Raw genomic sequence first — 18,990 nt, forward strand, 5'->3', positions numbered from 1 at the left:
GGGGAGGCATCCCCCCCTTGCAACGGAAGCCTGATCGATGTCGCTCATGCCACGCACCTCCCGCACCACCGCCGCCCTGCTGCTGATGACGCTCCTCGCAGCCGGCGGCCTCTCGGCTCAGGCGGGTGCCCAGGAGGCGGACCCCGCCTCCACGCCGGTCACCTGGGGGGTGCGCCCCGCCGACACCGAGCAGGGCAGCGAGCGGCCGAACTACGCGTACGCCCTCGATCCCGGCGGACGCCTCAGCGACGCCCTGATCGTCTCCAACTACGACGACGAGGAGCAGACGTTCCGCGTCTACGGCTCCGACGGCTTCATCACCGAGGCCGGCCAGCTCGACCTGCTCCCCGCCGCGGAGCCCTCGACGCAGCTCGGCAGCTGGATCGCGTTCCCCGAGCCCGAGGTCACCGTGCCCGCCGGCGAGAGCGTGCAGGTCCCGTTCGAGGTCGTCGTCCCCGAGGACGTGACCCCGGGCGACTACGCCGCGGGCGTCGTCTCCTCGATCCTGGTGCAGGGCGAGACCGGAGTCTCGGTCGACCGGCGCCTGGGCTCGCGCATGTACCTCCGCGTCGGCGGCGAGCTCGCCCCGCGCCTGTCGATCGACGGCCTCGCCGTCTCGTACGAGGGCGGCTGGAACCCCTTCGCCCCCGGCTCCGCGACCGTCGACTACACCGTGACCAACGCGGGCAACACCCGCATCGCGCCGGGCGCCGAGATCAGCGTCGCCGGCCTCTTCGGCCTCGCGCCGGTGTCCGCGACCGACCCGGAGCCGCTGCCCGAGCTCCTCCCCGGAACCTCCGTCTCGCGCACCGTGACCGTCGCCGGAGTCTGGCCGCTCTTCGTCGCGACCGCCCGCGCCGCGCTCTCGGGCACCGTCGTCACCGCCGACCAGGCCGCACAGGCCGACTCCGCCGTCGTCGTCCCCGACGTGCCGGTCGCCACCGCCGAGACCTCGGCCGCGGCCGTGCCGTGGAGCGCCGTGCTCCTCCTCGCCCTGCTCATCGGGCTCATCGTGCTGACCGTCGTCCGCCGCCGCCGCCGGGCCGCGGGGGAGCAGGCGCGCATCGACGCCGCCGTCGCCGCCGCTCTCGGCGCCCAGCCGGAGGACGCCGACCGCGCGGAGGTCCGCTCCTGACCGGGTGCGGCCGACGCGGTCCGCGGGGGATCGCGCCGGCGCGGCCCGCCGCCTCCGGGCGCGCGGCCGCCGCTCTAGCGGACCGCCCGCCCCTCGGCGCGCAGCTGCTCGAGGAAGCCGTCCACCACGGCGGGGCTGAGCAGGTGCCCGCGCAGCATCAGCGCGGCACCGCGCACGCCCCCGCTGCCGCCCAGCTCGGCGGTCACGACGTCGAGCCGCTGCGTCGCGAGGGGGAGAGAGCGCTCGTCGATCACCGAGCGCACGGCCGTCAGGATCTCCGGGCTGGCGAGGGCGACCGCGCCGCCCAGCACGATGACGGAGGGGTTCAGCAGGCTCACGCAGGTGGCCAGCACCTCGCCGAGCTGCAGTCCCGCGATCCGCGCCGCCTCGACGGCCTCGGGATCGCGCGCCTTCAGCAGGTCGATCAGCTCGCGCACCGACTGCACGTCGCGGCCCGCCCGGGCGAGCCCGGCGGCCAGAGCGGAGCCGCCCGCGACCGCCTCGAGGTCCCCCTCCTGACCGCCCGCCGCGGCCGGGGCCGTGCGCGGCACCTGGACGTGGCCGAGATCACCCGCGGAGCCGAGGGCTCCGCGCTGGAGCAGCCCGGACGAGACGATGCCCGCGCCGATGCCGGTGCCGACCTTCACGAACATCAGGTCGAGGGCGTGCGGGAAGCGCGAGGCCCGCTCACCGAGCGCCAGCAGGTTCACGTCGTTGTCGACGAGCACCGTGGTGTCGTAGCGCCGATGCACGAAGACGGGGATGTCGAAGCCGTCCCAGCCGGGCATGATCGGCGGGCGCACCGGGCGGCCGCTCGCGTGCTCCACCGGGCCGGGCACGCCGACCCCGATGCCCGCGAGGGCGGAGCGGTCGACCCCGGCCGCGGCGAGGATCCCGTCGCAGACGTCGAGCGCGTGCCCGAGCACCGCCACGGGGCCCTGCGCGATGTCGAGCTCCTCGCGGCGCTCGGCGATGATGCGGCCGTCGAAGTCGGTCAGCGCGATGGTCGAGTGCGCCGCGCCCAGGTCGATGGCCAGGAGCGAGCGGACGGCCGGGTCGAAGACGAGGCGCGCGGACGGGCGGCCGCCGGTCGACGGAGCGCGGTCGAGGTGCGCGATCAGTCCGAGCTCGAAGAACTGCTCCAGGCGCGTCATCACCGCGGTCCGCGCGAGGCCCGTCTCCTCGACCAGCTCGGCGCGGGTGCGCGGCCGACCGTCGGCGAACAGCCTCAGCATGTCGCCGGTCGCGGTACCCGCGCGCTCGGCCACGCTCAGCTCCTTCTCTCGGCCCGGAGGACGGGTTCGGGGGACAGCACACCTGAGGAAACCAGTCGACGCACGGTCGCGCAATCTCGGCGGGCCCTGCGTGCGGGTCCTGCGCAACACGGCCGGCCGGAGGCGCGACGCGCGCCCGGCCGCGGCCCCTCCCCACTCCGATCGCCCGGGTGCGCCCCGACGATCGCCGCTCAGCCAGCCCTTCCAGACAGGAGAGAACGATGACCTCGTCCGACACCACCACCACAGGCGCCCCCCGATCGAGCGGGCGCATCGGCCTCTGGCTGATCGGGGCCCGGGGCAGCGTCGCCACCACGGCCGCCGTGGGCCTGCACGCCATCGCCGCCGGAGCCGCGCCCAGCTCGGGCTGCGCCACCGCGACCCCCGCCTTCGAGGACGTCCCGCTCGCCGGGTTCGCCGACATCGTCATCGGCGGCCACGACGTCTCGCCGACCCCGCTGCTCGAGAAGGCCACGGGCCTCGCGGCCGGCGGCATGTTCCCGACCTCGGTCGTCGCCGAGGTGGCCGACCGGATCGACGCGACCGACGCCGAGATCCGCCTCGCCCCCTCCGACGCCGCGTCGCAGCAGGAGGAGATCGACCGCCGGGCCGCCGACATCGTCGCCTTCCGCGAGCGCCACGGCCTCGCCCGGGTCGTCGTGATCGACGTCGCCTCGACCGAGGTGCTGCCGGCCGACCGTCCCGAGTTCCACGACCTCGCCGCTCTGCGCGCCGCCCTGGCGCGTCCGGGCGAGCGCCTCCTGCCGCCGAGCTCGATCGCCGCCCTCTCGGCCGTCGTCGCGGGCGCGGCCTACGCCTGCTTCACTCCCTCGACCGCGCTGGCCCTGCCGGCCCTGGAGGAGTGGGCCGCCGAGGCCGGGATCCCGATCGCCGGCCAGGACGGCAAGACGGGGGAGACCCTGCTCCGCAGCGTGCTCGCGCCGATGTTCACGGCGCGCGGGATGCGCGTGCTCTCGTGGGCGGGCGCGAACCTCCTCGGCGGCGGCGACGGGCAGACCCTCGCCGACCCGGAGGCGGTGCGCTCGAAGCTCGTCTCGAAGAACCGCGGACTCCGCAGCCTCCTCGGCGACGACGTCGTCACTCCGCTCCACATCGACAACGTCCCGGACCTCGGCGACGTCAAGACCGCCTGGGACCACGTGCACGCGGAGGGCTTCCTCGGCTCGCGGATCACGGTGCAGACGATCTGGTCGGCGTACGACTCGGCCCTCGCGGCGCCGCTGATCCTCGACCTCGCCCGCCTGCTGGCGCTCGCGGACGAGGCCGGCGTCTCGGGCCCGGTCGGCGAGCTCGGCTTCTTCTTCAAGGACCCGTGGGGCAGCGACGTGCACGGCTTCGCCGAGCAGACCGCGGAGCTGGTGGCCTGGTCCGCCCGCACCGGCGCCCTCGTCGCCGAGCGCCGCACCCCGGTGACGAGCGGGACGCGGAGCGATGGCTGAGCTGCGCGACTACCTCGAGCTCGTCCGCGCGAAGGCCGCGCTGACCGTGATCGGCGACACCGTCGCGGGCGGAGCGTGGGCGGGCCGCGGAGTGGGAGCGCGCACGGTCGCGCTCCCGCTGTCCTCCGCGCTGCTCTACTCGGCGGGCATGGCGCTCAACGACTACGCGGACGCCGAGCTCGACGCCCGGGAGCGGCCCGAGCGGCCGATCCCCTCGGGGCGCATCCGGCGCTCGGCGGCGCTGGGCACGGCGGCCGCGCTGACCGCGGCGGGGATCGCCGTGGCGGCCGTCGTGGACGGGCGGCGCTCGCTCGCGCTCTCGCTGCCGCTCGCGGCCGGGATCTGGTCGTACGACCTGCTCGCGAAGCCGACTCCGCTGGGCCCGGTCGTGATGGCGGCCTGCCGCGGTCTCGACGTGCTGCTCGGCGCGGGCGTCGACGGCGTGCGCGCGGCGGCCCCCGCCTCCGCCGCCGTGGCCGGGCACACGCTCGGCGTCACCGTGCTCTCGCGCGGCGAGGTGCACGGCACCACCCCGGTCGCGGCGGGAGCGGTCTCGGCCGGGACCGTGGCTATCGCGCTGTCCACCGCGGCCGGCGCTCTGGCCGAGCGCCGGGCCGCCCCCGCCGCGGTCGTCGCCGCGGGCCTCGGGCGCTGGCTCCTGCTCGTGCTCACCGCGCAGCTGCAGTCCGTGCGGACGCCGACGGCCGCGGCCGCGCGGACGGCCACCCGCGCGGGCATCACCGGGATGATCCCGCTGCAGGCCGCGCTCGCCGGTCTGAAGCGTCCCGAGCTGGGGGCGGCGCTGCTCGCGCTCGACGCGATCGGCTCCCTCCTGCTCCGCCGCCCGCGGACGGCGGACATCACATGAGCGCCACCGGACCCGTCCTCGGCTACGGCACCAACGGCTTCGCCGACCACACCCTCGACGATGCGCTCACGGTGATCCACGCCGCGGGGTACCGCGCCGTCGCGCTCACCCTCGGGCACCCGCACCTCGATCCCTTCGCGGCCGACTGGCGCGAGCGGACGCTGGCGCTCCGGTCGCGGCTCGACGAGCTGGGCCTGCGCGTGGTCGTCGAGACGGGCGCGCGGTACCTGCTCGACCCGTTCGCGAAGCACCGCCCCACGCTGGTCGACGAGGAGGCCGGCCCCCGCGTCCGCTTCCTCGAGCGCGCGATCGAGATCGCCGCGCTGCTGGGCGCCGACGCCGTCTCCCTCTGGTCGGGGGTCGTGCCGGCGGGCGCCGATGCGGCCGCGGCCTGGCGGCTGCTCGTCGAGCGGATGCGCGGCGTCGTCGCGACGGCCGAGCGCCACGGCGTGCGGCTGGCCGTCGAGCCCGAGCCGGGGATGCTGGTGGAGACGGTCGCCGACGCGCTGCTGCTGCGCCGCGAGCTCGGCGACCCGGAGTCGGTCGGTCTGACGGTCGACCTCGGCCACTGCGTCGTGGTGGAGCCGGACGGCGTGGTCGGAGCCCTCCGCAGCGCCAGGGACCTGCTGCTGAACGTGCAGGTCGACGACATGCTCCCGGAGCGGCACGAGCACCTCGAGCTCGGCACCGGATCGCTCGACCTCGCGGCCGCCTTCGCGACCCTCGCCGAGATCGGCTACCGCGGGATCGCCGCCGTCGAGCTGCCCCGGCACTCGCACGACGCGCCCCGCCTGGCCGTGGCGAGCCTCGCCGCGATGGAGGAGGCGCTCGGCGGCGCCTCCTCGCACGCCGAGCACCCGTGGACCGCGGCCGCCCGCGCCGCCGTCCTCGAGCGCCCGACGCGGATCGAGCGCTTCTTCCCCGCCGCGGGCCGCGAGGCCGGACGCGAGCCGCTCCGGCCCGCCGAGGACCCGCACGGCCTCGTCCACGGCACGCACGACGACGCGGCCCGCGCCGCCCTGGTGCAGGCCGCCGCGCAGGCGCTCGGCGACGACGACCTGGCCGCTCTCCTCCTCCGCCTCTACCGGGGCGGGGACGGCGCCGAGCGCCGCGGAGTGCTGGCCGGGCTGAACGCCCTCGGCGACCCGGGACCGGCGACGACCCTCGCCGGCCTCGAGCTGACCGCCGACGCCCTGCGCGCCAACGACACCCGGCTCGTCGCCGCGGCGATGGGCTCCTTCGCCCGCCGCCACCTCGACGCGCACGCCTGGCGGCACGGGGTGCTCAAGCTCGTCTTCCTCGGCGTCCCGCTCGCGGCGGTCGCCGGGCTGGAGGAGCGCAGCGACGCCGAGCTGCGCGCGATGGCCGGCCGCTTCGCCGACGAGCGCCGCGCGGCCGGGCGCCCGCTCCCGGACGATCTGGCGGTGCTCCTGCCGAGCTGACCGCCCCCGAACGCCGCCCCGACCGCGGGGCACCACCACCGATGAGAAAGGCGCGACGATGCGCATCTTCGACCCGCACATCCACATGACCTCCCGCACCACCGACGACTACCAGGCGATGTTCGACGCCGGCGTCCGCGCGGTCGTCGAACCCTCCTTCTGGCTCGGCCAGCCGCGCACGAACGTCGGCTCGTTCACGGACTACTTCGACGCCCTGATCGGCTGGGAGCGCTTCCGCGCCGCGCAGTTCGGCATCCGCCACCACTGCACCATCGGGCTCAACCCGAAGGAGGCGAACGACCCGCGCTGCCGGGCCGTCCTGCCCGAGCTCGACCGCTACCTCGCCAAGGACGGCGTCGTCGCGGTCGGCGAGACCGGCTACGACTCGCTCACCCCCGAGGAGGACCAGGTCTTCCGCCAGCAGCTCGAGCTCGCCGGCGAGCACGGCCTCCCCGCGATGGTGCACACCCCGCACCGCGACAAGGAGTCGGGCACCCGCCGCACCCTCGAGGTCGTCGCCGACTCGGGGCTCGAGCCCGGGCGGGTCCTCGTCGACCACCTCAACGAGGTCACCGTCGACGCGGTCCGCGACTCCGGCTGCTGGATGGGCTTCTCCATCTACCCCGACACGAAGATGGACGAGACCCGCCTGGTGACGCTGGTCGAGCGGATCGGGCTGGACCGCGTGCTGGTCAACTCCGCCGCCGACTGGGGCCGCTCCGACCCGCTCACGACCGCGAAGACCGGCCGCCTCCTCCTCGTCGCCGGCTTCAGCGCGGGCGACGTGGACCGGCTGCTCTGGCAGAACCCGGTCGAGTTCTACGGGCAGAGCGGACGCCTGGACCTCTCGCCCGTCGCGGGCTTCGACGTGCAGGAGTCGGCCGGCCGCACCTTCGAGGGCAACTCCGTGCTCCGGGGCGCGCCGCGCGTGGCGGAGGTCGTGTGATGCACCTCTCCTACTGCACCAACGTCCATCCCGCCGAGGACCTGGCCGGAGTCGTCCGCCAGCTCGACGTGTACGCCGGACCCGCGCGCGTGGCCGCCGGGCTCGCCCTGGTCGGAGTCGGCCTGTGGATCCCGCGCGACCTCGCGGCCCGCCTGGTCGCCAGCGCCGAGGACCGCGCCGTCCTCCGCGCGGCCCTGCAGCGCAACGGCCTCGAGGTGCGCACGCTCAACGCCTTCCCGTACGCCGCGTTCCACGCCGAGGTCGTGAAGCTCGACGTCTACCGCCCCGACTGGACCACGCCGGAGCGCCTGCAGTACACGATCGACTGCGCGCGGATCCTGGCCGACCTGCTGCCCGCCGGCGCCGACGGCAGCATCTCGACGCTGCCGCTGGGCTGGCGCGAGGGCTGGGGACGGGAGCAGGACGAGGCCGCCTGCCGGAACCTCGCCCGGCTCGTCGAGGAGCTGCGCGACCTGCGCCGCTCCACCGGCCACGCGATCCGCCTGGCGATCGAGCCCGAGCCCGGCTGCATCCTCGACACCGTGGACGACGTCGTCGACTGGCTGCACCCGCGCATCGGAGTGGTCGACCCGGCGTACGTGGGCGTGTGCCTCGACACCTGCCACCTCGCCGTCTCCTTCGCCGACCCGGTCTCGGCCGTGCGCCGCATCCGCGACGCGGGCCTGCGCGTGGTCAAGGTGCAGGCCTCGGCCGCGCTCCACCTGGAGGACCCCTCGGGCCGCGCCGCGCTCACGCCGTTCGTCGAGAAGCGCTACCTGCACCAGACCCGCGAGAACGGGATCGACGGGGTGCTCCGCGTCGACGACCTGCCTGAGGCGCTGGACACGCTCCCCGGCACCGGCCCGTGGCGCGTGCACTTCCACGTGCCGCTGCACCACCGGCCGGAGGCGCCGCTCTCGGCGACCACGGCCGTCCTGGCGGAGGCGGTCTCGGCGGTCGACGCCGCCTGGCCGTACGACGAGATCCACCTCGACGTCGAGACCTACACCTGGTCGGTGCTCGCCGACGCCCCGAGCGACCTCTCGACGGGCATCGGCGCCGAGCTCGCCTGGGCGGCCGCGCACCTGCTCACGCCCGCCTCCCGAGAGGCGCTGCTGGCGCCCCTCCTCCCGCAGGCGGCGGCGCTGTGAGGCCCGTGCTGCTGCTCGACGTGGTCGGGCTGACCTCGACGGCGCTCGCCGACATGCCCCGCCTCTCGCGGCTGGCCCGCGGGGGCGGGCGCCTGCCGCTGGACACGGTCCTGCCCGCGGTCACCTGCAGCGTGCAGTCGACCATGCTCACCGGCTCGATGCCCGCGCAGCACGGGATCGTCGGCAACGGCTGGTACTTCCGCGACCTCGGCGAGGTGCACCTGTGGCGCCAGCACAACCGCCTGGTCACGGGGGAGAAGGTCTGGGAGACCGCGCGCCGGCTGAGCGGCGAGCCGTACCGCGCGGCCAACATCGGCTGGTGGTACGCGATGGGGGCGTCGACCGACGTCACCGTCACTCCGCGCCCGATCTACCACGCCGACGGCCGCAAGTCGCCGGACGCCTACGTGCGCCCGCCGGCGCTGCACGACGAGCTGGTCTCGCGCTTCGGCGCCTTCCCGCTGTTCCAGTACTGGGGGCCGACCGCGTCGCTCCGCTCGACCCAGTGGATGGTCGACGCGACCCGGCACGTGCTGGCCGGAGACGGGTCCGGACCGCCCGAGCTGACCACGGCGTACCTGCCGCACCTCGACTACGACCTCCAGCGCTTCGGACCGGACTCGCCCGAGGCGCGCCGGGCCGCGTCGGAGCTCGACGTGGTGCTCGCTCCGCTGCTCGACGACGCGGAGGCGCTGGGCGCCTCGGTGATCGTGGTCGCCGAGTACGGGATCGCCGACGCCGACACCCCGGTCGACGTGAACCGGGCGCTCCGCCGCGAGGGCCTGCTCGAGGTCTACGTGCAGGACGGCCGCGAGCAGCTGGACCCGTGGACGTCGCGCGCGTTCGCCGTCGCCGACCACCAGGTCGCGCACGTCTACGTGCAGGACGCGGCGGACCTGCCGCGGGTGCGCTCGATCCTCGAGGGGCTCGACGGCGTCGACGAGGTGCTCGACCAGGAGGCGCAGGCCCGCTACGGCCTCGACCACGAGCGCTCGGGCGAGTTCGTCGTGGTCGCCCGGCCGGGGGCGTGGTTCACCTACTACTACTGGCTCGACGACGACCGCGCGCCCGACTTCGCCCGCGGCGTCGACATCCACCGCAAGCCCGGCTACGACCCGGCCGAGCTCTTCTTCGATCCGGCCGACCCGCTGGTGAAGGCGAAGGCGGCGGGCAACCTCGCCAAGAAGGCGCTGGGGCTGCGCTACGCGATGAACCTGGTGCCGCTGGACGCGTCGCTCGTGCGCGGCACGCACGGGAGGCTGCCGTCCTCGTCGGCCGACACCCCGCTCGTGCTGGCCTCGGACGCGGACCTGCTGCCGGCCGGAGCCGCGTCGCTCCCGGCCACCGCGGTGCGCGACCTGGTGCTCGCGGCGCACGGCCCGGCCCTCGCGAAGGAGGCGTCGGCGCTCGCGCGCTGAGGGAGGGGACGCCCGGCGGCCTGCGCTCGTGTGCGGGCTGCCGGGTGTCGGCGGATCAGCCGGGGTCGCCGCGGACCTTGCGAGCTCAGGCGAGCTCGCCGCGGGCCGCAGCGGGCTCAGGTCCTCGCCGCCGGCCCCGGGCGGCCGGGGGCTCAGCGCGGCACGAGCCCGGTGAGCCGCGCCGTCAGCCGCTCGACGGGGCCCGCACCGAGGAACCGCCACCACAGCACGGCGGCCGTGCACAGCCCGAGCACCAGGGCGAGAGCGGCGAGCGGAGTGTCGGCGGAGTAGCCGAGGCCCGCCCGCGCGAGCGCTGCGACGAGCGCCACCTGCAGCACGTAGACCGAGAGCGCGAGCGTGCCGATCGCCCGGAGCGGCACCAGCAGCCGCTGGACAGCGGGGGAGCGCGACGAGGTCAGCAGCACCACCGCGACGTAGGCCAGGAGCACGAGCCCGAGGTCGTGCAGAGTGTCCGGGAGGCTGCCGGAGGGCGACTCCACGCCGAGCAGGAGCGCGACCAGCGGCCGCACCGGGTACGCGACGACCGCGACCGCCGCGAGCATCGGCAGCAGCCGGTCGCGCTGCGCGCCGTGCCGCAGCAGCAGGGCTCCGAGGAGGAAGAAGGGGAGCAGGTTGGTCGCGCGGTAGCTCGGCCCGGTGAAGAGCCAGAGGGCGAGCGGAGAGCCGGGTGCGGCGGCGGCGACCGCGGCGTTCGCGGGCCCGGCGGCGAGCGCGAGCACAGCGGCCAGCGCGGCGATGATCCGGGAGCGGAGGAGCAGCAGCGGCGTGCCGAGCACGAGCACGACGCCGAGGTACTGCAGCACGATCGCGATCCAGCTGCCCCAGGTCTCGAGCCAGACCCCGAGTGCCACGAGCACCGCACCGCGGATCGCGTTCCGCAGCAGCACCCGCCCGGGCGAGGCACCGGGCCGCGCGAGCACCAGGGCCGCCGACATCCCCATCACCAGCGCGAACAGCGGCGACGCGAGATCGTTGACGTTCCACGCCAGGAACCCGACGACCCCCGTGCGCGCGCTCGGCACGAGCGGCATCGCGTGCGCGACGAGCATGGCAGCCACCGCCACTCCGCGCAGCACGTCGGGAGCGACCAGTCGGTCGTGCCGGAGTCGCGGAGCCGTCGCAGTCATCCCGCGAGAGTAGGCGCGCCCCCGCCGCCGCGCCCCGCGCGAGCGCACCTCGCGCCACCGGCCGTCCGCTGGGCCGTCCGCCGGGCCGTCCGCCGGGCCGTCGGCCGCGGCGCCGCCCGCTCCGCCGACGTGCGCTGCTGTCTGCTCCCCTCCGCCGGCCAGGGCCTCCGGCCGCCCGCTCCCACCCGTCGCCGACCGGCCGCGGCGCCGCCCGCTCCGCCGACGTGCGCTGCTGTCCGCTCCGCTCCGTCGGCCCGGCCTCCGGCCGCCCGCTCCGATCCGTCGCTGACGGCCCGTTCCGTCCTCCCGCACGGGCCGTTCGTGACGGATCGACGCCCGGCGCCCTCCGGCAGGCCCGCGCTCGCTCCGCATGCGGCGCCCAGTCGCGCCCGGCCCGCTCCGATCCGTCGCGGACGGCCCGTCCTGCGCTCCTCCGCAGGCCGTGAGCGACGGATCAGCGCCCGCCCGCGCCGCCGCCTCGCGCGGATCCCCGCCGCGATGCCCCATCCGTGCCCCCGGCCTGCTCCGATGCGTCACGAACGGCTCCTTCCGTCCTCCCGAAGCGACCGTTCGTGACCCTTCGACGCCCGCTCGTCCGCACGCGCGCTCGCGCCGCCGCCTCGCGCTCGGCGCCGCCGCGACGTCCCGGCCTGCTCCGATGCGTCGCGAACGGCTCCTTCCGTCCTCCCGAAGCGACCGTTCGTGACCCTTCGACGCCCGCTCGTCCGCACGCGCGCCCGCGCCGCCGCCTCGCGCGGATCCCCGCCGCGATGCCCCGGCCTCGCCCCGGCCTGCTCCGATGCGTCACGAACGGCTCCTTCCGTCCTCCCGAAGCGGCCGTTCGTGACCCCTCGACGCCCGCTCGTCCGCACGCGCGCCCGCGCCGCCTCGCGCTCGGCGCCGCCGCGACGTCCCGGGCTCGCCTCGGCCTGCTCCGATGCGTCACGAGCGGTCCCTTCCTCCCTCCCGAAGCGACCGTTCGTGACCCCTCGGCGCCCGCCCGCCCGCGGGCGGCCTGCACTCGGCCCGCACCGAGCACGACCGGGCATGCTGGACGGATGACCGACGCCGCCCCGTCCCCCGACCGCCCGCGCCGCGCCCGCAGCCAGCACGTGCTCACCGTGCTGCGGACCGAGCGCCTCACCGGCCACCTGGTCCGCGTGCACCTCGGCGGCGACGGGCTCGACGCGTTCCTCGCCGAGTCCGACCCCGAGCGCCTCGCCGCGACCGACCGCTACGTGAAGCTCCTGCTCCCGCCGCGCGGCTCCGACCTCCAGCCGCCCTTCGACCTCGACGCGCTCCGGGCGAGCGTCGCCCCCGAGCAGCTGCCCGTGCGCCGCACCTACACCGTCCGCTCGGTCGACCTCGAGCGGCGCTCGATCGCCGTCGACTTCGTCGTGCACGGCGACGAAGGGGTGGCGGGACCGTGGGCGCTCGCCGCGGCTCCCGGCGACCGGATCGCGCTCTCCGCGCCCGGCGGCGCCTGGTCGCCGAGCGCCGACCCCGAGGCCGTGCACCTGCTGCTCGGCGACGACTCCGCTCTGCCGGCGATCGCCTCGGCCCTCGAGGGGATGCCCGCGCACGCGCGCGGCCTGGTCCTGATCGAGGTCGACTCGGCCGCCGACGAGCTCGATCTTCCCGCTCCCGCCGGAGTGGAGGTGCGCTGGCTGCACCGCGGCGGTCTCGAGGCCGGCCGGGCGCTGGTCGCGGCCGTCCGGGCCGAGCCGAGGCCCGAGGGCGTGCTCGAGGTCTTCGCGCACGGCGAGCGCACCGCGATGAAGCAGCTGCGCGCCCTCCTGCAGGACGAGTGGGGCGTGGAGCGCCGGGCGCTCTCGCTCTCGGCCTACTGGGCTCTCGGCCGCGCCGAGGACCGCTTCCAGGCCGAGAAGCGCGAGCCGGTCGGCGCGATCTTCGCCGACTGACGCGGGAGCGCACTCCGTTCACACACCTCCGGGAAGGGACCAGCCTCGGACCCACCTCTACTCCGGTCCCCACGACCGGACCGTCCGATGGCGGTCCGGCCCTGCGCCGCGCGGTGCTCGCCTCCTGGACCGCGATCCCCGAGCGCATCCTGCCGAGCTCCGAGCTCGGGCAGTCGGCGACGCAGTGGTGTGCGACGAACCTGCAGAGCCCCAACGGCGAGGCCGGGCCGGCGGAGGTCTCGCACCTCGACGCGCGCGGCGACGCCGCCTCGATGATCTACCGCTTCGACGACTCCCTCTACTACTGCCTCAGCGCCGGGAACGGCGCGGGGATGTGGGAGATGGCGGACGCCGCACCGGCCGGCCCCCTCGCCGCGGACGCCGTCCAGCTCAGCTCGGCCGGAACCTTCGGAGAGGGGGACGCCGCTCTGATCTACGCGGTCGGCTTCGCGGGCGCGGACGTGGAATCGGTGGTGCTGAACGAGGCCGGCGTCGAGCCGGTCGTCGCGACCCTCGAGGGCGGCTCCTGGACCGCCTGGTGGCCCTCGTCCGACGGTCTCGCCGCCGGGCCCGCCGGCACGGTCACGATCACCACCCGGGACGGCTCGAGCCGCGAGGTTTCCGTCGACTCCCTCTACCGCCCGTGAGCGGGCCGCGGCACTCCCGTTCGGACGGGCCGGAGCAGGAGGGGACGGGTGCGCGCGTCCTGTCCACGCGCTTCACCGACGTCCACTACCTCGACGAGGGACCGGAGGACGGCACTCCGCTCGTGCTCGTGCACGGCTTCCCCGACGTCCCCGCCACCTGGGACGGCGTCCTGGAGCTGCTTCCCCCCGGGCTCCGGGTGGTGCGCCCCTTCCTGCGCGGGGTCGGGCGGACCCGTGTCGTCGACCCCGGGGCGCGGTCCGGGCAGGTGGCCGCGCTGGCCACCGACCTGCTCGATCTCCTCGAGGCGCTCGACCTCGGGCCTGTCGTGCTCGTCGGCCACGACTGGGGAGCGCGGACCGCTCACGCCGTCGCGGCGCTCGTGCCCGAGCGGGTCGGCGCACTGGTCACCCTCGCCACCGCGTACGGACCGTCGAGCGAGCTGAGCGGCGGCGAGGTCCTCGACGACGCCGCCGCGGCCTGGTATCGCTACTGGCTCTGCACGGCCGCGGGAGCGGAGGCGTTCCGGGGCGACCCGGCGCAGCTCGTCCCCTGGGCCTGGCGGGAGTGGTCGCCTCCGGGCTCCCTCCCGCCGGAGGCCCTGGAGGAGGTCCTCGCGGCGACGGCGACCAGCGGCTTCGCCGACACGGTCGTCGACTACTACCGGCACGGCGCCGGGGAGGCGCCCGGCCGGGCCGTGTACCGCGCCGCGCAGGAGGCCCTCGACGCCTGGCCGCGCATCGACGCGCCGACGACATTCCTCCTCGGGACGGCCGACGGCTGCGAGACGCCCGCCCTCGCACGGGCGAACGGCCGGTACTTCTCCGCAGGCCGGGAGCTGATCGAGCTCGACGGCGTCGGCCACTTCGTGCAGCGCGAGGCCCCCGGGGCGGTCGCGGCCGCGATCCTCCGGCACCTCCGACCGCTCGTCCCCTCACCCGCACCTCCCGGGACGCGCTAGAGCGTCTCCGGCCGCGGACGGTCCGTGCCCACCCCGCGGACGCTCCTGCTGGAGGCCGCGAGGAGCGAGGCGACGAGGACGACCGCGGCGCAGCCGAGCAGGGTGCGGTCGAGCCCGACGAGGTCGGCGAGCGGGCCCACGAGCGCCTCCCCGAGCGGCACGGCGAGGAAGGAGCCGACCATGTCGTAGGAGTAGACCCGGGCGAGCGCCTCGCGGGGGACATGGGTCTGCAGCGACTGGTCCCAGGCGATGGCGAAGATCTCGAGCGCGACTCCGCCGAGGGCGAAGGCGAGGAGGAGGGCGGGGAGCGCCGGGACGGCTCCGAGGGCGGCGACCGGGACGGCCGTCACCGCCATGAGGGCGACGCCCGCCCCCAGCGCCCGGCGGGGCCGCCAGCGCAGCGCGATCACGGCCCCGATCACCAGGCCGACGGTCTGCGCGGCGATCACGAGTCCCCATGCCGCTCGGCCGAAGGACCGGTCGGCGACGACCGGGCCGAGGACCGTGGTCGCGCCGACGAACGCGGCGTTGACGGCGGTGAACTGCGCCACGACGATCCACACCCAGCGCCGGCTCGTGAACTCCCGCCACCCCTCGCGGAGGTCGGCGAGGGCGGAGGCGCCCGGGCCCGAGCGGACCGTCCGCGGCAGCCGCACACGGGAGTAGAGGACCGCGGCCAGGGCGAAGCCCGCGGCGTCGACCGCCAGCCCCCACCCGGGACCCACCAGTGCGACGAGCGCGGCCCCGCCCGAGGCGCCGACGATGCTCCCGGCGTTCAGGCCCAGGCGGAGCAGGGCGTTGGCTGGGCGGAGCTCGCCGACCGGCACCGTCTCGGGGACGAGGGCGGCCGCGGCGGGCAGGCTCATCGCCGCGACGGCGCCGTTGAGCACGCTGAGCACGACCAGGGCCGCGACGGTCGCCGTCCCCGTGATCACCGTCACGGCGACCGCGGCCTGAGTGGCTGCTGCCGCGAGCGAGGTGCCGACGAGGATCACGGAGCGGGGGAGCCGGTCGGCGAGGACGCCGCCGAGCAGCAGGACGGCGACGTTGGCGAGGGAGCGCGCGGCGACGACGAGTCCGAGGTCCGTCGGCGAGCCCGTCAGGTCCAGCACGGCGAAGGCCAGGGCGATCGGAGCGACGGCGTTGCCGAGGACGCCGGTCGTGCGGGCGGCGAGGAGCCAGCGGAAGGGGCCGTGCGCAAGAGGACCGTGCGCCAGCGGCCCGCGCCCGTCGCGGGTCACGGCCGGCGGAGCGGGAACATCGCGGTCGTCATCGACACCGGCGCGGTACCGGGCGTCCTCGGCGGCCGGGCCGCCGCGTGCAGCAGGGCGGACGCCTCCCCGACGTGCCGCACCACCCGCCGCCAGACCTCGGGGTCGACCCAGAGCTCCGCGTCCGTCGAGAGCTGAGGACCGTCCGCCCGGCTCGACGAGCGCCGCCGGAGCTCCTCGATCAGGGCCTCGAGGTGCAGGTCCCGCTCCTCCTCCGGCCCGGCGTCCACTGACGCGGTCACGTCGAAGGGCCTTCCGGAGGCCTCGTGCCGGTACCGCTTCGCCTCGCCGCCCCGCAGGCGCACGGTCTCGACGACGGCCACGAGCCCGGCGCGCTCCAGCACGCGGAAGTGGTAGCTCGCCGTCGCCTGCGACAGCTGCAGCTCGCGGGCGGCCTCCGCGGCGCTCATCGCCGCTCCCGTCACCAGGGACAGCAGGCGGAGGCGGATCGGATGCGCGGTGGCGCGCAGCTCGTCGAGAGAGGACATGCGGCCATGGTGACCGGCGGCTCCCGCACCGTCAAACAGGGCTTTGGGGGTGGGGCGGCGCTCGCCGGGCCGCTCTCGCGAGCGATCCGGAGGCTCCACCGGCGCTTCCGGGCTGCTCGCTCACCCCGGCGATCCGGGATCGGGGCCCGGAGTCGTCCTCCGGGCCCCGTCGCTCAGACCTGGGCGGTGCCGCTGTCCTCGACCGGCCCGGACGCGTCCGACTCCTCGGTGATCTCGGTGTCGGTCTCGTCGGCGCGGTCGCGGAGCGCGTCGGCCATCGCGCCGGCGCCCTCGGCTCCGTGGTCGTGCTCGACCTGGTCGATCAGGCCGCCGAGCTTCTCGTCGTTGCTGGCGTCCTCGGCTCCGTCCATCACGGGGCTGTTCTGCTCGTTGTCGCTCATGGCGCTCCTCCTGGGTCGACCGGCCTCTGCGCCGGTGGTCCGACGCTACGCGCGCGGCCCGTGCGGTGCAGGTGATCGACGGGAATCGGCCAGTCCGGTATCGAGCGCTCGATGGGCGTTCCCGGTCATCCCCGAGTCGAGCGGATATCGCTTTCCACCCTCCGGAGAAGTGAGCGGATATCGCCTGTCGAATGAGCCCCTATCGCTTTCCGGCGAGGTGAACAGTTCTCTCAGAGAAGTGCCCCTCGGAGACCCTCCCTGCTATGATCGGGCGACTTCTGCACCAGGGACCGGGGGGTCGTTCTCGGCGGACGATCGATCATCCACACGCCTGTTATCTCGATCATCACCAGTGAAGGCGCGTATGGCTTCGTATCTCTTCGTCTGCTCCGGCGGCGGGCATCTCAAGGAGATGTTCGCCCTCTCGGGGCTCCTCGGAGTCGACCCGGAGGAGCAGCACTGGGCGACCGTCGACAGCGCCCTCAGCCGCACCCTCCTCGCCGACCGGCGCGTGACCCACCTCGCCGATCCGCCGCCCCGCGCCGTGGTGCCGGTGCTCCGCAACGCGATGATCGGCCGCTCCCTGCTGGCCCGCGGGTCCTTCGACGCCGTCTTCAGCACCGGCGCCAGCCCCGCCCTCTCCTTCCTGCCGCTCGCGGCCTCGCGCGGCATCCCCGCGCACTACATCGAGAGCGCCGCCCGCGTGCTCGGCCCGTCGATGACCGGTCGGATCCTCGCCCGGGTCCCCGCCGTCTCGACCTACACCCAGTACCGCTCCTGGGCCGACGACCGCTGGAGCTTCGGCGGCTCGATCTTCGACACCTACCGCGTCGAGGACGTCGTCCCGCAGCCGATCCGCCGCGCCGTGGTCTCGGTCGGCACGCAGGACGGCTACCCCTTCCCCCGCTTCTTCGCCGCGCTCGCGCCGCTGCTCGAGGGCGTGGAGGTGCTCTGGCAGACCGGAGCGAACGACGTCTCCGGGCTCGGGATCGACGGCCGCCACTCCGTGCCGCACGACGAGCTCAACGCCGCGATGAAGGCGGCCGACGTCGTCATCGCGCACGGGGGAGTGGGCACCGCGCTCAGCGCCATCGAGCAGGGCCGGGTGCCGATCCTGGTCCCGCGCCGCGCCTCGTTCGGCGAGCACGTCGACGACCACCAGGTGCAGATCGCCACGCGCCTGGCCGACTCCGGCCTCGCGGTCACCGTCGACATCGAGGGCCTCTCCCGCGAGACGCTCGAACTCGCCGCGGCGAGGCGGGTCGTCTCCGCCGATTCCGCCGTGCCCTTCGTGGTGCACGAGACGGCCGAGAAGTCCTCGGGCCTCTCCCGCCGACTCTTCCCCTCCTCCCGCTGATCCCCGCCCGAGCGACCAGACGTGATGAGAACGACATCCACGCGTCATCCGCGGCCCGTACACTCTCGAATGGGTTGGGGGGCCGGACGTCACTTCATGTGCGTCGAATTCGGAATGGTCGGCCGACTCGACACTGATGGCGAAAGCTCCGAAGGATTCTCGATATGACTGACACCCCGCGCGGCCTCTCGCGCCGCCTCCTGCTCGCCGCCTCCGCTGTCGGAGCCGCCGCGACCGCCTCCGCTCTCGTAGCGACCCCGGCGCTCGCCGCGCCGAACTACAGCGTGATCCCGAAGCTCCCGGGCGAGGTCTCGCGCCTCGACACCGCGATCTCGAGGAACGGAAGGAAGCCGTACGAGATCATCGACGTCAAGATCGGCAACGACTCCACCCGTCTCTTCGTCCCGCACTCGGCGAAGCCGAATTCAGGCTCCTCGGTGCCGGTCGCCTGGTTCTACCACGCCAGCGGCAGCAGCTACAAAGCCCTCGACAACGCGTACAGCTACTCGGCGGATCCGCTCGTCGACCTGGGCTTCGTCAGCATCAGCCCCGACTTCGGCGGCCCGAGCAACTACACCAACCCCACCGCGCTCGCCGTGCAGACGGCGGCCACGGCCTGGGTGCAGAGCCTCTGGAACGTCCGCGCGAGCTTCCTCCGTTCGAACTCCGGCGGCGGAGCGATGATGTGCTGGGCCTACGCGAAGAAGATGGTGCCGAACATCTACGGGGCGTACCACGCCAGCAGCGTCTTCGACGTCGAGGACCTCGCGGCGCGCGACGACACCCAGCCGAACCGCGTCCTCGCGGTGTACGGCGGAGACCGGGCGCTGATGCGCGCGACCAACCCCGCCCGGCTGCCGCAGGACGCGTGGAAGGGCATCCGCCTGCGCGTCAGCGCCGGCACGGCCGACCAGCTCGCTCCCGCCGAGCTCCACGGCGGACGTCTCCGCCGCCTGGCGCTGCCCGTCGCCAAGGAGGCGACGATCGCGTACCACAGCAGCGACGGCTACCAGGGCGGCCACATCGTCCCGACCACCACCAACAAGGACTCGGTCGAGACCTTCCGCCGCTGGCTCCAGGAGGGCCCCGCCTGATCCGCGGCA

At 75.3% G+C, this 18,990-nt stretch carries 17 protein-coding genes; 12 read left to right on the forward strand and 5 right to left on the reverse strand.

Translation table 11 applies throughout. From position 1 onward, the window contains the following. Positions 1 to 46 precede the first annotated feature (46 nt). Positions 47 to 1,135 (forward strand): hypothetical protein, encoded by a 1,089-nt coding sequence (locus C5D66_RS12550; RefSeq protein ID WP_146079258.1) that lies wholly within the window; start codon positions 47 to 49, stop codon positions 1,133 to 1,135. 74 nt (positions 1,136 to 1,209) lie between these two features. Here the strand turns inward: C5D66_RS12550 and C5D66_RS12555 are convergent, their stop codons facing one another. Continuing rightward, entirely contained in the window at positions 1,210 to 2,403 is a 1,194-nt protein-coding gene (locus C5D66_RS12555) for an ROK family protein (RefSeq protein ID WP_258061262.1), read from the reverse strand. A gap of 227 nt (positions 2,404 to 2,630) precedes the next feature. Here C5D66_RS12555 and C5D66_RS12560 point away from each other — a divergent pair, with 227 nt between their 5' ends. Genes C5D66_RS12560 through C5D66_RS12585 form a run of 6 tightly spaced genes read left to right on the forward strand, consistent with a single transcriptional unit; the run spans position 2,631 to position 9,694 of the window. Next, complete coding sequence (locus C5D66_RS12560; RefSeq protein WP_104226602.1) at positions 2,631 to 3,869, forward strand: inositol-3-phosphate synthase; 1,239 nt, start codon at positions 2,631 to 2,633, stop codon at positions 3,867 to 3,869. Then, positions 3,862 to 4,737, forward strand: a complete 876-nt coding sequence (locus C5D66_RS12565) for an SCO3242 family prenyltransferase (protein WP_219814217.1) — start codon at positions 3,862 to 3,864, stop codon at positions 4,735 to 4,737. The genes C5D66_RS12560 and C5D66_RS12565 overlap by 8 nt, the downstream gene beginning before the upstream one ends. Continuing rightward, entirely contained in the window at positions 4,734 to 6,179 is a 1,446-nt protein-coding gene (locus C5D66_RS17510) for an EboA domain-containing protein (protein WP_104255861.1), read from the forward strand. Before C5D66_RS12565 ends, C5D66_RS17510 begins: the two co-directional genes overlap by 4 nt. A 58-nt stretch (positions 6,180 to 6,237) precedes the next feature. Continuing rightward, positions 6,238 to 7,125 carry a TatD family hydrolase gene (locus tag C5D66_RS12575; RefSeq protein ID WP_104222466.1) on the forward strand — a complete coding sequence of 296 codons (888 nt, stop codon included), beginning with the start codon at positions 6,238 to 6,240 and terminating at the stop codon, positions 7,123 to 7,125. Beyond that, positions 7,125 to 8,276 (forward strand): metabolite traffic protein EboE, encoded by a 1,152-nt coding sequence (eboE, locus tag C5D66_RS12580; protein ID WP_104222467.1) that lies wholly within the window; start codon positions 7,125 to 7,127, stop codon positions 8,274 to 8,276. Before C5D66_RS12575 ends, eboE begins: the two co-directional genes overlap by 1 nt. Next, the gene (locus tag C5D66_RS12585) at positions 8,273 to 9,694 is read left to right on the forward strand and encodes an alkaline phosphatase family protein (RefSeq protein WP_104255862.1); all 1,422 of its coding nucleotides are present in this window, start codon (positions 8,273 to 8,275) and stop codon (positions 9,692 to 9,694) included. Before eboE ends, C5D66_RS12585 begins: the two co-directional genes overlap by 4 nt. Before the next feature lie 152 nt (positions 9,695 to 9,846). On the opposite strand, the gene C5D66_RS17210 is transcribed toward C5D66_RS12585, so the two are convergent. Beyond that, complete coding sequence (locus C5D66_RS17210; RefSeq protein WP_104255863.1) at positions 9,847 to 10,842, reverse strand: DUF418 domain-containing protein; 996 nt, start codon at positions 10,840 to 10,842, stop codon at positions 9,847 to 9,849. 1,058 nt (positions 10,843 to 11,900) lie between these two features. Here C5D66_RS17210 and C5D66_RS12595 point away from each other — a divergent pair. The 3 genes from C5D66_RS12595 (at position 11,901) to C5D66_RS12600 (ending at position 14,370) form a co-directional block, all read left to right on the forward strand. Further along, complete coding sequence (locus tag C5D66_RS12595; RefSeq protein ID WP_104255864.1) at positions 11,901 to 12,764, forward strand: siderophore-interacting protein; 864 nt, start codon at positions 11,901 to 11,903, stop codon at positions 12,762 to 12,764. Between the two features lie 113 nt (positions 12,765 to 12,877). After that, positions 12,878 to 13,411, forward strand: coding sequence for a hypothetical protein (locus tag C5D66_RS17215; protein ID WP_181028738.1), 534 nt, complete (start codon positions 12,878 to 12,880; stop codon positions 13,409 to 13,411). Beyond that, positions 13,408 to 14,370: an alpha/beta fold hydrolase gene (locus C5D66_RS12600; RefSeq protein WP_181028739.1), complete on the forward strand. Its 963-nt coding sequence runs from the start codon at positions 13,408 to 13,410 to the stop codon at positions 14,368 to 14,370. The genes C5D66_RS17215 and C5D66_RS12600 overlap by 4 nt, the downstream gene beginning before the upstream one ends. Here C5D66_RS12600 and C5D66_RS12605 read toward each other — a convergent pair. The 3 genes from C5D66_RS12605 to C5D66_RS12615 form a co-directional block, all read right to left on the reverse strand. After that, a complete protein-coding gene (locus tag C5D66_RS12605) occupies positions 14,367 to 15,611 on the reverse strand; it encodes an MFS transporter (RefSeq protein WP_258061263.1) in 1,245 nt (414 codons plus the stop codon). The two genes, C5D66_RS12600 and C5D66_RS12605, sit on opposite strands and share 4 nt — an antisense overlap. Further along, complete coding sequence (locus C5D66_RS12610) at positions 15,608 to 16,129, reverse strand: helix-turn-helix domain-containing protein (RefSeq protein ID WP_104222473.1); 522 nt, start codon at positions 16,127 to 16,129, stop codon at positions 15,608 to 15,610. The genes C5D66_RS12605 and C5D66_RS12610 overlap by 4 nt, the downstream gene beginning before the upstream one ends. A 173-nt stretch (positions 16,130 to 16,302) precedes the next feature. Then, entirely contained in the window at positions 16,303 to 16,530 is a 228-nt protein-coding gene (locus C5D66_RS12615) for a hypothetical protein (RefSeq protein WP_104222474.1), read from the reverse strand. A 364-nt stretch (positions 16,531 to 16,894) separates the two neighbouring features. Here C5D66_RS12615 and C5D66_RS12620 point away from each other — a divergent pair, with 364 nt between their 5' ends. Together C5D66_RS12620 and C5D66_RS12625 are read left to right on the forward strand one after the other, a co-directional pair. Beyond that, positions 16,895 to 17,887 (forward strand): glycosyltransferase, encoded by a 993-nt coding sequence (locus C5D66_RS12620; protein WP_104260670.1) that lies wholly within the window; start codon positions 16,895 to 16,897, stop codon positions 17,885 to 17,887. Positions 17,888 to 18,051: 164 nt separating this feature from the next. After that, on the forward strand, positions 18,052 to 18,981 hold the full coding sequence (locus C5D66_RS12625) for a S9 family peptidase (protein WP_104237956.1): 930 nt from the start codon (positions 18,052 to 18,054) through the stop codon (positions 18,979 to 18,981). Positions 18,982 to 18,990 lie beyond the last annotated feature (9 nt).

Origin of the sequence: Rathayibacter sp. AY1B4, assembly GCF_002932815.1 — a bacterium.
In the GTDB taxonomy this organism is placed as follows: domain Bacteria; phylum Actinomycetota; class Actinomycetes; order Actinomycetales; family Microbacteriaceae; genus Rathayibacter.